The organism is Saccharothrix coeruleofusca (assembly GCF_017876325.1).
GTDB classification, from domain to species: Bacteria; Actinomycetota; Actinomycetes; order Mycobacteriales; family Pseudonocardiaceae; genus Actinosynnema; species Actinosynnema coeruleofuscum.
This window is the reverse complement of record NZ_JAGINV010000001.1, coordinates 5,238,254-5,251,344: the sequence shown is the minus strand read 5'-3', so window position 1 is coordinate 5,251,344 and position 13,091 is coordinate 5,238,254. Positions and strand designations below refer to the sequence as shown.

13 protein-coding genes are annotated in these 13,091 nt (G+C 73.6%); 6 read left to right on the top strand and 7 right to left on the bottom strand.

What is annotated here, in order from left to right; translation table 11 throughout:
* Positions 1-30: 30 nt before the first annotated feature.
* A complete protein-coding gene (locus JOF41_RS23580; protein WP_189222849.1) occupies positions 31-1,602 on the bottom strand; it encodes a sodium:solute symporter in 1,572 nt (523 codons plus the stop codon).
* Positions 1,589-2,743, bottom strand: a complete 1,155-nt coding sequence (locus tag JOF41_RS23575) for an anhydro-N-acetylmuramic acid kinase (RefSeq protein WP_209622020.1) — start codon at positions 2,741-2,743, stop codon at positions 1,589-1,591. The genes JOF41_RS23580 and JOF41_RS23575 overlap by 14 nt, the downstream gene beginning before the upstream one ends.
* A gap of 114 nt (positions 2,744-2,857) precedes the next feature.
* On the opposite strand from JOF41_RS23575, the gene ftsY reads away from it, so the two are divergent.
* Positions 2,858-4,372, top strand: coding sequence for a signal recognition particle-docking protein FtsY (gene ftsY, locus JOF41_RS23570; protein ID WP_209622017.1), 1,515 nt, complete (start codon positions 2,858-2,860; stop codon positions 4,370-4,372).
* A 62-nt stretch (positions 4,373-4,434) separates the two neighbouring features.
* Here ftsY and JOF41_RS23565 read toward each other — a convergent pair whose 3' ends face one another.
* Both JOF41_RS23565 and JOF41_RS23560 read right to left on the bottom strand, forming a co-directional pair.
* On the bottom strand, positions 4,435-4,773 hold the full coding sequence (locus tag JOF41_RS23565; RefSeq protein WP_209622013.1) for a hypothetical protein: 339 nt from the start codon (positions 4,771-4,773) through the stop codon (positions 4,435-4,437).
* A 61-nt stretch (positions 4,774-4,834) separates the two neighbouring features.
* Complete coding sequence (locus JOF41_RS23560; protein WP_189222853.1) at positions 4,835-5,605, bottom strand: IclR family transcriptional regulator; 771 nt, start codon at positions 5,603-5,605, stop codon at positions 4,835-4,837.
* A gap of 72 nt (positions 5,606-5,677) precedes the next feature.
* Here JOF41_RS23560 and aceB point away from each other — a divergent pair, with 72 nt between their 5' ends.
* From aceB to JOF41_RS23545, 3 genes are all read left to right on the top strand, one after another.
* Complete coding sequence (aceB, locus tag JOF41_RS23555) at positions 5,678-7,210, top strand: malate synthase A (RefSeq protein WP_209622010.1); 1,533 nt, start codon at positions 5,678-5,680, stop codon at positions 7,208-7,210.
* On the top strand, positions 7,194-8,408 hold the full coding sequence (locus tag JOF41_RS23550) for a DUF6986 family protein (RefSeq protein WP_209622007.1): 1,215 nt from the start codon (positions 7,194-7,196) through the stop codon (positions 8,406-8,408). Before aceB ends, JOF41_RS23550 begins: the two co-directional genes overlap by 17 nt.
* An 83-nt stretch (positions 8,409-8,491) precedes the next feature.
* Positions 8,492-8,947, top strand: coding sequence for an Imm1 family immunity protein (locus tag JOF41_RS23545; RefSeq protein WP_189222856.1), 456 nt, complete (start codon positions 8,492-8,494; stop codon positions 8,945-8,947).
* 6 nt (positions 8,948-8,953) lie between these two features.
* Here JOF41_RS23545 and pucL read toward each other — a convergent pair whose 3' ends face one another.
* The 3 genes from pucL to uraD are packed head-to-tail and all read right to left on the bottom strand — an operon-like array spanning position 8,954 to position 10,598.
* On the bottom strand, positions 8,954-9,820 hold the full coding sequence (gene pucL, locus JOF41_RS23540) for a factor-independent urate hydroxylase (protein WP_189222857.1): 867 nt from the start codon (positions 9,818-9,820) through the stop codon (positions 8,954-8,956).
* Positions 9,821-9,822: 2 nt separating this feature from the next.
* Positions 9,823-10,119: a hydroxyisourate hydrolase gene (gene uraH / locus JOF41_RS23535; RefSeq protein ID WP_189222858.1), complete on the bottom strand. Its 297-nt coding sequence runs from the start codon at positions 10,117-10,119 to the stop codon at positions 9,823-9,825.
* Entirely contained in the window at positions 10,116-10,598 is a 483-nt protein-coding gene (uraD, locus tag JOF41_RS23530) for a 2-oxo-4-hydroxy-4-carboxy-5-ureidoimidazoline decarboxylase (RefSeq protein ID WP_209622004.1), read from the bottom strand. Before uraD ends, uraH begins: the two co-directional genes overlap by 4 nt.
* Positions 10,599-10,717: 119 nt before the next feature.
* Between uraD and allB the strand changes: the two genes are divergently transcribed.
* Together allB and alc are read left to right on the top strand one after the other, a co-directional pair.
* Positions 10,718-12,010, top strand: coding sequence for an allantoinase AllB (allB, locus tag JOF41_RS23525; RefSeq protein WP_189222860.1), 1,293 nt, complete (start codon positions 10,718-10,720; stop codon positions 12,008-12,010).
* Complete coding sequence (gene alc, locus JOF41_RS23520) at positions 12,007-13,026, top strand: allantoicase (protein ID WP_209622001.1); 1,020 nt, start codon at positions 12,007-12,009, stop codon at positions 13,024-13,026. The genes allB and alc overlap by 4 nt, the downstream gene beginning before the upstream one ends.
* Positions 13,027-13,091: the final 65 nt, after the last annotated feature.

Here is a 13,091-nt window from a genome sequence, read left to right as displayed (position 1 = left end):
CGATGCGGGAGGCACCGGCCCCGACCGGCGTCACACGGCCTTCGCGGTGACCGGCTCCTCCAGCTCCGGCGGCGCGGAGCCCTTGTGCCGCAACGACAGCAGCCCGCCCACCAGCAACGTGACCAGCACGCCCAGCGGCGTGTACCAGGGGTAGGCCAGCGCGAAGACCTGCTTGGCGGGCGCGGCGGCGCTGAAGTCGACGGTCAGCGCCAGGTCCGGTCCGACGAACTTCACGCCCAGGATCAGCAGCGCCATCACCGCCACGGTGGTCAGGAACGCCGCGATCGCGTCGCTCTGCCTGGCCCGGCGGAACAGCAGGCCCAGCAGGAACGCGCCCAGCAGCGCGCCGTAGGTGAACCCGGTGATGGACAGGCCCTGCTCGACGATCGGGTTGCCGCGCCGGGTGAACGAGGCGAACAGCCCGGCGCACACGATCAGCAGGCCCGCCCACACCACGGTCCAGATCCGGCCCTGCTTGAACACCTCCGCCTCGCTGAGCGGGCGGCGCACCAGCCTCTGGTAGACGTCGGTGACCGTGGAGGAGGCCAGCGCGCCCAGCGACGAGCTCAGCGCCGCGGCCAGGATGCCCGCGATGACGAACCCGGACAGCCCGGACGGCATGTCGTTGACGATGAAGTGCGCGAACAGCTCGTCGTTGTTGTTCAGCCCGAGGTCCTGCACCGGCCGCACGCCCCGGTAGAAGGCCCACAGCATCACGCCGATGAACAGGAACAGGGCGAACTGCAGGATCACCACGACACCGCTGCCGATCAGCGCCTTCTGGCTGGCGCGCACGTCCCTGGTGGCCATCAGCCGCTGCACGATCAGCTGGTCCGCGCCGTGCGAGGCCATGGACAGCACCGCGCCGCCGATGAACGCGGTGAGGATGGCGTAGGGGCTGGTGAGCGGGTTGGCGGCGAAGTCGAGGACCTGGAACTTGCCCGCGTCCGCCGCGCCGGAGAACCACCCGTCGGGCAGCTTCCCGGCCAGCACCGCGATCACCGCGACCGCGCCCAGCACGTACCAGAGCATCTGGATCGCGTCGACCCACACCACCGCGCGCACGCCGCCGAGGAAGCTGTAGACCACCATCGCGATGCCCAGCACCAGCACGATCGCCCAGTACGAGGCGTCGAGCCCGTAGGCGGCGAGCACGACCTTGACCGGGATGGCGGTGGCGAACAGCCGCAGGCCGTCCGCGAGCAGCCGGGTGAGCAGGAACGTCACCGACGCGGTGCTCTGCAGGCCGCCGCCGAACCGCTTGCCGAGGAACCCGTACGCGGTGATCAGGTCGCCCGCGACGTACTTGGGCAGCAGCACGAACGAGACCACGATTCGCCCGATCAGGTAGCCGATCGCCAGCGACAGGAACGTCATGCCGCCCGCGGCGGGGGTGGCCAGGTAGGCCACGGTCGGCACGCTGAGCACGGTGAGCGTCGAGGTCTCCGCCGACACCACCGACACGCAGACCACCCACCAGGAGATGCGGCGCTCGCTGACGAAGTAGTCGGTGGCCGACCGCTGCCTGCCGCCGATCCACACCCCCAGCAGCGGCATCCCCACCAGGAACAGCACGATGATGGCGAGATCAAGTGCGCGCACGGCTTCCTCCGTCCTCCGGCCGCCTCTGGTGGCTGATCCGCAGGCCGGTGATGGCGGTGGTCACCGGTCGGGGCAGGCGCGGCGGCTCGTGGCCGGGGGTGATGCTGCCGAGCAGGCGCGGCCCGGAGGCGCCTGTGGCGGTGGGCACGTTGGCGGGCAGCCCGTGCCAGGTCAGGAAGCCGAGCAGGGCGGCGAGGTAGGCCTCCTTGCCGTCCACCGGCAGTCCCAGCTCGTCGCTGCCGCGCAGGTCGGGCAGGTGCCGTCGGAGCGCGGCGACCAGCGCGGGGTTGCGCATCCCGCCTCCTGAGCCGATCACCAGGCCCGCGCCCGCGCACCCGGCGGCGACGGTGCGCGCGGTCAGCTCCACCAGCGTGGCCAGCAGGTCCTCGGCGGGCAGCACCAACCCCTCGGTCACCCGGTCGAGGTAGGCGCGGTTGAAGTGCTCCTTGCCGGTGGACTTGGGGGCGGGCAGTGCGTAGTACGGGTCGGCCAGCAGCCGGTCGAGCAGCTCGGCGTGCACCCGGCCGCGCAGCGCGAACTCGCCGTCCACGTCGTGCGTGCGCAGCCCGTTGGTCAGCACGGTCATCGCCGCGTCCATGAGCGCGTTGCCGGGACCGGTGTCGTAGGCGGTGACCGGCTCGCCGGGGGCGACCACGGTGATGTTGGCGATGCCGCCGACGTTCAGCGCCACCGCGGGCCCCTCCTCGGCGAACCCGGCCAGCCACAGCGCGTCCAGGGTGCTGGCCAGCGGGGCGCCGTGGCCGCCCGCGGCGACGTCGCGCACCCTCAGGTCGGCCACCACGGGCAGCCCGGTCGCTTCGGCTATCCACGCGGGCTGCCCGAGCTGCAGCGTGCCAAGGCACCGGCCGTCCTCCACCCAGTGGTGGACGGTCTGGCCCAGCGAGGCGACCAGGTCGCCGGGGTAGCGGGCGGCGACCGCGCCGAAGAGCCTGCCGAGCCGGGTGTCCAGCGCGCACACCTCGGCGGCGCTGGTGGGCGCGGTGCGCAGCTCCTCGGGGAACGGGTGCTCGTGGTGCTCGACCGGTTCGAGCACGACGATGGCGCCGTCCAGGGACAGGTCGGCGACGGCCACGTCGACGGCGTCCATCGACGTGCCCGAAATGAGACCGATCACCCTCACGGTTTGTGGTCTATTGCACACCGAACGCCCGCGCAAGGGGAATGGTGGGAAAGTTGCGGTAAATCCACCTGGTTCGTTGATTGATCACAATGCGTGGCGTGCGAGGATTGCCGCGTGTCCACCACGACCCTGATCTGGATCGTCGTCGTCGTCGCGGTGCTGCTCGCGGTCGCCCTCGTGGCGGGTGTCGCGCTGTCCCGGCGCAGGCGGATCAGCCTCACCGAGGAGAAGCCGGACCAGCCGTCGAAGGGGTACCAGGCGGGCGGCAGCATCTCGCTGTCCGCGCCCACGAGACCGGCGCCGGAGCCACCGCCCGCGCGGGCTCCGGAGAAGGTGCCCGAGCCGCGCACCGCGCCGAAGCCCAAGCCCAAGCCGGAGCCCAAGGCCGCGCCGAAGCCGAAGCCGAAGCCGGAACCGAAGCCCAAGCCGGAACCGAAGCCCAAGCCGGAACCGAAGCCCAAGCCGGAACCGAAGCCGGAACCGAAGCCGGAGCCCGCGCCGGTGCGGGAGCCGGAGGTCGAGGCGGAACCGGAGCCGAAGTCGGCGCCGGTGCGGGAGCCGGAGCCGGTTGAGCACCCGGTGGTCGACCGGACCGAGGTCGACGGGCAGCCGGGTGTCGGCGACGACGCGGCCGTGCCGCGCGACTCGGTCAAGCGCGGCTTCGTCGAGGTCGAGCTGCCCGAGCAGGCGCCGGAGATCGAGGAGATCGAGCCCACCGAGGGCAGGCTGGAGCGGCTGCGCGGCAGGCTCTCCCGGTCCCGGTCGGCGTTCGGCTCGGGCCTGCTTGGCCTGCTCGGCGCGGGTGACCTGGACGAGGACTCGTGGACCGACGTCGAGGACACCCTGCTGCTGGCCGACCTGGGCGCGGCCATCACCGACCAGGTCGTCACGGCGCTGCGCGAGCAGATCGCCGCCCGCGGGGTGCGCACCCCCGAGCAGGCCCGCGCGCTGCTGCGCGAGGTGCTGGTCGACGCGCTGCACCCGGAGATGGAGCGCTCGGTCAACGCCCTGCCGCACTCCGGCAAGCCCGCCGTGGTGCTGGTGGTGGGCGTCAACGGCGTGGGCAAGACGACCACGACCGGCAAGCTGGCCCGCGTGCTGGTCGCCGACGGCCGCACCGTGCTGCTGGGCGCGGCGGACACCTTCCGCGCGGCGGCGGCGGACCAGCTGGAGACGTGGGGCTCCCGCGTCGGCGCGACGACCGTGCGCGGCGCGGAGGGCGCGGACCCGGCGTCGGTCGCCTTCGAGGCGGTCAAGCGGGGCGTGGAGCAGGGCGTGGACACCGTGCTGGTGGACACCGCGGGCAGGCTGCACACCAAGACCGGCCTGATGGACGAGCTGGGCAAGGTCAAGCGGGTGGTGGAGAAGCAGGCCGCGGTGGACGAGGTGCTGCTCGTGCTCGACGCCACCACCGGGCAGAACGGGCTGACCCAGGCGCGGGTGTTCGCCGAGGTGGTGGCGGTGACCGGGATCGTGCTGACCAAGCTGGACGGCACCGCCAAGGGCGGCATCGTGTTCCAGGTGCAGCGCGAGCTGGGCGTGCCGGTGAAGCTGGTCGGGCTCGGCGAGGGCGCGGACCACCTGGCCCCGTTCGAGCCCGAGGCGTTCGTGGACGCCCTGCTCGGCTAGCGGCTCCGAAGGCGTCTGCAAGTACTACCCGACCGGGGTCGGGTAGTACTTGCAGACGCGGGTCAGTTGGCGCAGAGGTGCCAGCACTCCTTGGCCACCCGCCTGCCGGGCAGCACGTGGAAGTGCAGTGGCGCCAGCGCCTCGGCGGCGGGCACGGGCTCGGGGGCGGCGAGGCGGAACGACCCGCGCTCGGGCTCGCGCCAGCGGGGGCGGTTGGTCGCCCGCACCCGAGCGCCGGGGTAGGCGCGCTGGTAGGACCCGATCAGCTCAACCAGCCACTGCACGCGGTCGGCCGGCTCGGCGGCGCGGACGGGTTCCAGTTCCCCGCCGTCGCACCACCTGCCCACCACGTGCCGGTCGTCCCAGAACAAGGTCAGCGTGCGTCCGTAGTGCGTTGCCACGGCGTCGATCTTCCCCCGGCCCATCCCGACAGGCCCGACCGCATCACACGATGGAGTGGGATCAGGTCCTGGCCGCCTCGTGCGAGAGCCGCTCGGCGGTCTCCACGACGGCGGGCACGATGCGCGCCAGCGCCTCCCTGGTCAGCCGCCCCTCCGGCCCGGACACCGACACCGCGGCCAGCGTCGGCCCGCCCACCAGGGGCACCGCGACGCACCGCACGCCCAGCTCCTGCTCGCTCTCGTCGAGCGCGTAGCCCTGCGCCGCGATCCGGTCCAGCGCGGACAGCAGCCGCTCCGGGTCGGTGATCGTGTTGGGCGTGCGGGCGGGCAGCCCGGTCCGCTCCAGCAGCGCCCGCGCCTCCTGCCTGGGCAGCTGGGCCAGCATCGCCTTGCCCACGCCGGTGGCGTGCGGCAGCAGCCGTCGCCCCACCTCGGTGAACACGCGCATCGAGTGCGGCGACGGCACCTGCGCCACGTACACCACCTCGTCGCCGTCGAGCACGGCCAGGTTCGCGGTCTCCCCGACCAGGTCCACCAGCCGCGCCAGGAACGGCCGGGCCCAGGCGCCGAACTGGCCGCTCGCGCTCTCCCCGAGGCGGATCAGCCGCGCGCCCAGCGCGTAGCGCCGGTTGCTGTTCTGCCGCACGTACCCGAGCGCCACCAGGGTGCGGATCAGCCGGTGGATGGTGGGCAGCGGCAGCCCGGTGATCGCGGCCAGCTCGGACAGGCTCGCCTCGCCGCCCGCGTCGGCCAGGCGCTCCAGGAGCTCGAAGGCGCGCCGCAGCGACTGCACACCGCCCGTGGACTCGCCCGCCACCGGGACCAACTCCATTCGTTGCTGTTCCGCGATGCGAGAACTATAGTCCGCGAAGTAGAACCAGGCGTTGCGGAAGAGGTGGCCTCCATGTCCGGTATCCGCGTCCTCGGGGGCGAAGTTGAGCGCGGGGAGCAGATCCTCACGCCGGACGCGCTGGAGTTCCTGGCCATGCTGCACCGCTCGTTCGCGGCCACCCGCGACGAGCTGCTGGCCCGCCGCGCCGAGCGGCACCCGCTGGGCTTCCTGCCGGAGACCGCCGAGGTGCGGGAGAGCGAGTGGCGGGTGGCGCCCGCCCCCGAGCCGCTGCGCGACCGCCGGGTGGAGATCACCGGCCCCACCGAGCGCAAGATGACCGTCAACGCGCTCAACTCCGGCGCGCGGGTCTGGCTGGCGGACCTGGAGGACGCCAACACCCCGCACTGGCGCAACGTGATCTCCGGCCAGGTCAACCTCTACGACGCCGCGCGCGACCAGGTCGAGTTCACCTCGCCCGAGGGCAAGCACTACGCGCTGCGCGACGACGTGGCCAGGCCCGCCGTGGTGGTCCGCCCGCGCGGTTGGCACCTGCCCGAGCGCAACATCGAGATCGAGGGCAGGCCCGCCATCGGCGCGCTGGTCGACTTCGGCCTGCACTTCTTCCACAACGCGGCGCTGGGCAAGCCCTACTACTACCTGCCCAAGATGGAGAGCTACCTGGAAGCGCGGCTGTGGAACGACGTGTTCTCCGCCGCCGAGGCCGCGCTGGACGTCCCGCGCGGCGCCATCCGCGCCACCGTGCTGATCGAGACGATCCCGGCCGCGTTCCAGATGGAGGAGATCCTCTACGAGCTGCGCGAGCGCGCGTCGGGGCTCAACGCGGGCCGGTGGGACTACCTGTTCAGCATCATCAAGTACTTCCGCGACGCGGGCGAGGACCACGTGCTGCCCGACCGCGACAGCATCACCATGACCGCGCCGTTCATGCGCGCCTACACCGAGCTGCTGGTGCGCACCTGCCACAAGCGGGGCGCGTTCGCCATCGGCGGCATGGCCGCGTTCATCCCCAACCGGCGCGACCCGGAGGTCACCGAGCGGGCGCTGGCCAAGGTGCGCGAGGACAAGCGGCGCGAGGCCGAGGACGGCTTCGACGGCTCCTGGGTGGCGCACCCGGACCTGGTGCCGGTGTGCCGGGAGGTCTTCGACGCCAAGCTCGGCGACCGGCCCAACCAGCTGCACGTGCTGCGCCCCGAGGTGTCGGTGAGCGCCGAGCGGCTGCTGGACTTCCGCTCGGCGGGCGGCCGGGCGACCATGGCGGGCCTGGAGTCGGCGGTGGACGTCGGCGTGCGGTATCTGCTGTCGTGGCTGGGCGGAAACGGCGCGGCGGCGATCCACAACCTGATGGAGGACGCGGCGACCGCGGAGATCTCCCGCTCCCAGGTGTGGCAGTGGGTGCACAACGGCGTGGTGCTCGACGACGGCACGCCGGTCACCGCGGAGCTGGTGCGCTCGGTGCTGGCGCGGACCGCGCAGCGGCTGGAGGGCGAGCACCTGGACCAGGCCGTGCGGCTGTTCGAGCGGGTCGCGCTGGCCGACGAGTTCGTGGACTTCCTGACGCTGCCCGCGTATGAGCGGATCGCCTGACACGCCGCGGACCTCCCTGTCCGCGGAGGCGGTGCGGGCGGTCACCGCGCGCTTGGTGGACGTGGAGCCGCGCGAGCCGGTGGGGCGGCAGCCGGTGCACACCTGCTACGTCCCGGCGGACCGGGTGACGCCTTCGGTGCTGCGGGACTGGGGCGGGCAAGCGCTTGCGGCGCTGGACGCGCACAGCCCCGCCGAGCTCGCCGGGGTGCTGGGCCTGCCGGACGGGCTGGCGGAGGTGGTGCACGCGCGGGTCCGCGCGAAGCTGGTCGCCGAACCGGTGGAGGACCTGCGGGTGGACTTCGAGGACGGCTACGGCGTCCGCGACGAGGACGAGGAGGACGCCGACGCCGTGCGCACCGCGTCCGTGGTGCGCACGTGGCTGCGCGACGGGGTGGCCCCGCCGCGCTTCGGGCTGCGGATGAAGTCGTTCGACACCAGGGCGCTGCGCGAGCGGGGCATCCGGACGCTGGACGTCTTCCTCACCGAGCTGGGCGAGGCCCCGCCCGGTTTCGTGATCACCTTCCCGAAGGTCACCTCGGTCGAGCAGGTCGAGGTCCTCGGCGACGTGCTGGACCTGTTCGGGCTGCCGCTGCGGTTCGAGATCCAGGTGGAGACCACCCGATCCATCGTCGACCCGTCCGGCGCGCTGGCCCTGCCGCGCTTCATCGCGGCCGGGCGGGGCCGGGTGGTCGGGCTGCACTTCGGCACCTACGACTACACCGCCGGGTGCGGCCTCGGCGCGGCGCACCAGCACCTCGCGCACGGCGCGTGCGACTTCGCCCGCCACGTCATGCAGGTCTCGGCGGCGGGCACCGGGGTCGCCCTGTCCGACGGCTCGACCAACGAGCTGCCGGTGGGCGAGCACCTGCACGAGGGCTGGCGCACCCACTACCGGCTGGTGCGGCGCTCCCTGGCGCACGGCTTCTACCAGGGCTGGGACCTGCACCCGGCGCAGCTGGTCACCCGCTACGCCGCCGTGCACGCCTTCTACCGGGAGGGCGCGCAGGCCGACGCGCGGCGGCTGCGGGCCTACGTGGCGCGGGCGGGCGGGGCGGTGCTGGACGAGCCCGCCACCGCGCGGGCGCTGTCGTCGTCGTTCCTGCGGGCGCTGGACTGCGGGGCGTTGGACCCGGACGAGGTGCGCGGCATCACCGGGTTGGGGGTGTCCGAGCTGCGCGCGCTGGCGGACCGTCGGTGAGGGCTCGCGCCGGGTTCGCTGGATGGGGTGATCCTCGGCGGTGAGGGGGGCCGTGGGCGCGGGCAGCGTCCAGGGTGGTGCTCATGACCATGAGAGCCGGGTTGTGGACCGGTCTGCCCGACCCCGAACGGGCCGAGCACCGCTACCAGGTGGTGGCGTCCGTGGCGGACGTGGACGCGCTCATCGCCGCGCTGGCGCGGCCGGAGTGCAACGACGGCAGCCTGGAGCACTTCGACCGGGACACCGACGCGGACGGGGAGTGCGACCACAACGTGGTGCTGGCCGTGCGGGGCCGGTGGGGTTACCTCAACTTCGTCGACGAGGGGTTCTCCGGCTGGCCCAAGGGCGACCCGGAGGCGCCGTGCGTCAACGAGGCGTACACCGACTTCCCGCCCGGCGTGGGGCTGCCGCTGGAGGTGTTCCGCAGGGTGCTGCTGGAGTTCATGGTCACCGCGCGGCGGCCAAGGACGGTCGAGTGGTACATGGAGACCGAGCTGTTCCACCGGTGGCGGGCGCAGCGGCTGGGCATCGCGGACTGAGCCGCGTCACGGCAGCCACGCGGGGGCGGGGGGCTCGGCGTCCTCCCGCAGCACGGTGCCCTCGATGAGGCCGTAGGGGCGGTCGGCGGCGTGGAAGACCTCGTTGCGGTTCTCCAGGCCGAACGGGCTCAGGTCGACCGCGAAGTGGTGCTTGTTGGGCAGCGACAGGCTCACCTCGGCGACCTCGGGGCGGGCCAGCAGCACCGCCTCGCCCATCGCGTACAGGGTCTGCTGCAGCGACCGGCTGTGCTTGGTGGCGAAGGCGTCCAGCAGCGCCGCGCGGATCGCGGTGGCGCTGTCCGCCCAGTCGATCCCGTCGCCCTGGTAGCGCCACCGCGCGGTCACCGACGTGGCCAGGACGCGGTCGTCGGTCTCCGGCAGGGTGGTGTACCGGTCGCGCGGGAACCCGCGGAACTCCGAACCGGTCGTCTTGAGCACCACGAGGTCCCGCACGCCCGAGGTGACCCACGCGCGGTCGCTCTCGACGACCACCTCGGTGGTGCGCTTCTCGTTGCCCGCCTGGACGAACGAGTGGCCGTTGCCCCCGATGCGCGACCACGGGTGCTCGTCGACGCGCACCCGCGCGCCGGTGATGGCCCGTCCCGCGCCGACGAAGTGCCGCGCCAGCCGCAGCGCGAAGTCCTCGATCTCGCCGACCGGCGCCTGTTCGGCGAAGGCGTACACGGTGTTCTTCTGCGTGTCGGTGGCGAGCACCTCGGAGTTGTCGCCGGTGAGGTGGGTGGCGGCGAGGTCGCCGCGCAGCGCGGTGCTGACCGTGAGGTCCTTGATCGAGTGCACGTCCCCCTCGCGGGTCACCGCCACCAGCCGCGTCTCGGCCTTCCCGTACTGGTTGGGCCCCAGCACGATGCCCATCGTCAGCTCCCTCGGTAGGTGGTGAACGCGAACGGGCTCAGCAGGATCGGCACGTGGTAGTGCGCGCCGGGCTCGGTGACCCGGAAGGCCACCACGACCTCCGGGTAGAACGGCCCGTCGACCTCGAACACGATCCGGTAGACCCCCACCGGCAGGTCCGCGCCCAGCGCGCGGACGCGGCCGTCGTCGTCGGTGCGGTCCTCGGCCAGCACGCGGCCCTCGTGCTCCAGCCGCACCGGCACGCCGACCGCCGGACGCCCCGCCTCGGCGTCGAGCACGTGCGTCGACAGGGTGCTCACGCCACCACCTCGCGCAGCCGCAGGGCGGCGATCCTGGCCAGTTCGCGGTTGACCACGCGCAGCTCGACCTCGGGCGGGTTGGCCATCCGCCCGGCCAGGTCGGCCAGCACCTGATCGCCGCTCAACCCCTTGGCGCACACCAGGTAGATGTGCCCGAAGCGCTCCTCGTAGGCGCGGTTGGCGGCGGCGAGGAAGTCGGCGGGGGACTCCACGCCGGACTGCTCGGCGGCCGACCACCGCGCGGAAACGCCGTCGTGCCCCGCCCGCTCGCCGATCCGGGGGTGACCCGCGAGGGCGGCGCGCACCTCGTCGTCGCTCAGCCGCGCCGCGGCGTCGGACGCGGCCAGCAGGGCGTCCACGTCGGCGTAGGGCCGGTCGGCGAGCACGGCGTCGGCCCAGCGGGGCACCGCGAGGCACTCCAGCAGCAGCGGGCGCAGCTCCCGCGCCGGTGCGGTGTTGAACCCCTCCAGATCCGGCACGCTGGCACCCGCTTCCCGTGTGGCGGGGGAGATTCCACCTGCGGGGGACGCTACGAGCGGCCCCTTGGCGTGTCAACAGCCCCTCGCGCCGGGGACCGCCCGCTGTCACAGTGGGCGGCGTGGACCTGGTGCTGCGCGCCCGCCGCGTGATCACGCCCGAAGGCGAGGTCGCCGCCGACGTCGGGGTGCTCGACGGGCGGATCGCCGCCGTCGAGCCCCGGATCGGCGGTGCCGCGCGCGTGGTGGAGCTGGCGCCCGACGAGGTGCTGCTGCCGGGGCTGGTCGACTCGCACGTGCACGTCAACGATCCCGGCCGCGACGAGTGGGAGGGCTTCGAGACGGCCACCCGCGCCGCCGCGGCCGGGGGCGTGACCACCATCGTCGACATGCCGCTGAACAGCCTGCCGCCGACCACCGACGTGGCCGCGCTGGAGGTCAAGCGGGCCGCCGCGCGGGGCCGCGCGCACGTCGACGTCGGTTTCTGGGGCGGGATCGTCCCCGGCAACCTGGCCGACCTGCGGCCGCTGCGCGAGGCGGGGGTGTTCGGGTTCAAGTGCTTCCTGGTCCACTCCGGTGTGGACGAGTTCCCGCCGGTCGGCCCGGACCAGTTGCGCGCCGCGCTGGCCGAGGCGGGCGCGCTGGTGGTGGTGCACGCCGAGGACCCGCACAGCGTCACCGAGGCGGGCGGCTCCTACGCCGGGTTCCTCGCCTCCCGGCCGCACGAGGCCGAGTCCCGCGCCATCGCCACCGTCGTGGACGCGGCCAGGGAGACCGGCGCGCGGGTGCACGTGCTGCACCTGTCCAGCGCGCGGGGCCTGGAGGTGCTGCGGGCCGCCCGCCGCGACGGCGTCGCGGTGACCGCCGAGACCTGCCCCCACTACCTGACCTTCACCGCCGAGGAGATCGCCGACGGGGCCACCGAGTTCAAGTGCTGCCCGCCGATCCGGGAGGCGCGCAACCGCGAGCTGCTGTGGCGCGGACTGGCCGACGGCGACGTGGACGTGGTGGTCAGCGACCACTCGCCGTGCACCCCGGAGCTGAAGGCGGGCGACTTCGCCTCCGCCTGGGGCGGGATCGCGAGCCTGCAGCTGGGCCTGCCCGCGGTCTGGACGCAGGCCCGGCGGCGCGGCCACGCGCTGACCGACGTGGTGCGGTGGATGGCCTCCGGCCCCGCGGACCTGGTCGGGCTGCCGCACAAGGGGCGCATCGCGCCCGGCGCCGACGCGGACTTGTGCGCCTTCGCGCCGGACGAGGCGTTCGTGGTCGACCGCGCGCGGCTGCGCCACCGCAACCCCGTCACCCCCTACCACGGCCGCCCGCTGGCGGGCGTGGTGCGGCGGACGTGGTTGCGCGGGCACGAGGTCGACGGGGAGCGGCCGCGCGGGCGGCTGCTGAGCGGAGGAGGCGCATGAGCGGCGTGCCGGAGTGGGTCCACCTGCCGGACCTGGCCTCGCGCGGGGTGGGCGGCAGCGTGGTGTGGGCCAACGACGAGTCCTTCGCCGAGCGGGAGAACCTGATCAGCCGGGCGGAGCCGGTCCACCGCGCGGGCACCTTCGGCCACAAGGGCCAGGTCTACGACGGGTGGGAGACCCGCCGCCGCCGCGAACCCGGTGACGACGCGGCCGTGGTGCGGCTCGGGCTGCCAGGGGTGGTGCGCGGGGTCGTGGTGGACACCGCGTTCTTCACCGGCAACTACCCGCCGTTCGCCACGGTCGAGGCCACCTCGGCGGTCGGTCACCCGAGCCCGGAGGAGCTGGCCGGGTGGGAGGTCGTGGTGCCCAGGTCGCCGCTGCGGGGCGACCGGAAGCACCACTTCGACGTGGCGGTGCGGCGCCGGTTCACGCACGTGCGGCTGATCATCCACCCGGACGGCGGGGTGGCGCGGCTGCGCGTGCACGGGGAGCCGGTGCCCGATCCGGGGCTGCTGCTGCCCGGCGCGGTCGACCTGGCCGCGCTGGAGAACGGCGCCGCCGTCGTGGGGTGCAGCGACATGTTCTACAGCTCGCCCAACAACCTCATCGCCCCCGGACAGGCCGCGGTGATGGGCGAGGGCTGGGAGACCGCGCGCCGCCGCGACGACGGCCACGACTGGGTGGAGGTCCGGTTGGCGGGCGCGGGCGTGGTGCGCTTGGCGGAGCTGGACACCAGCCACTTCAAGGGCAACGCGCCCGGCTGGGCGGCGGTGCGCGGGCGCGACGCGCGGGTGGCCCCGGACCGGTGGTTCGACCTGCTCCCGCGCACCCGGCTGCAGCCCGACACGCGCCACCGGTTCCGCCTCGACGCCGCGCCCGAGGCGACCCACGCGCGGCTGGAGGTGTTCCCCGACGGCGGTATGGCGCGGCTGCGGCTGTTCGGCTCGTTGACCGATGATGGGATGTCCGATCTCGTGCGCCAGTACCAGGTTTTGACCGCGACTTCCTCGTCCTGAAGAGGACATCGGCATCCGACTTCAGTCGGTTGTGGCGCAGTTACACCCTTTGGAACCCTTCCGGC

Coding starts and splice junctions, on each gene's coding strand:
- JOF41_RS23560 (WP_189222853.1), bottom strand. CDS start 5,605: ATGGAGTTGGTCCCGGTGGCGGGCGAGTCCACGGGCGGTGTGCAGTCG.
- aceB (WP_209622010.1), top strand. CDS start 5,678: ATGTCCGGTATCCGCGTCCTCGGGGGCGAAGTTGAGCGCGGGGAGCAG.
- JOF41_RS23550 (WP_209622007.1), top strand. CDS start 7,194: ATGAGCGGATCGCCTGACACGCCGCGGACCTCCCTGTCCGCGGAGGCG.
- JOF41_RS23545 (WP_189222856.1), top strand. CDS start 8,492: ATGACCATGAGAGCCGGGTTGTGGACCGGTCTGCCCGACCCCGAACGG.
- pucL (WP_189222857.1), bottom strand. CDS start 9,820: ATGGGCATCGTGCTGGGGCCCAACCAGTACGGGAAGGCCGAGACGCGG.
- alc (WP_209622001.1), top strand. CDS start 12,007: ATGAGCGGCGTGCCGGAGTGGGTCCACCTGCCGGACCTGGCCTCGCGC.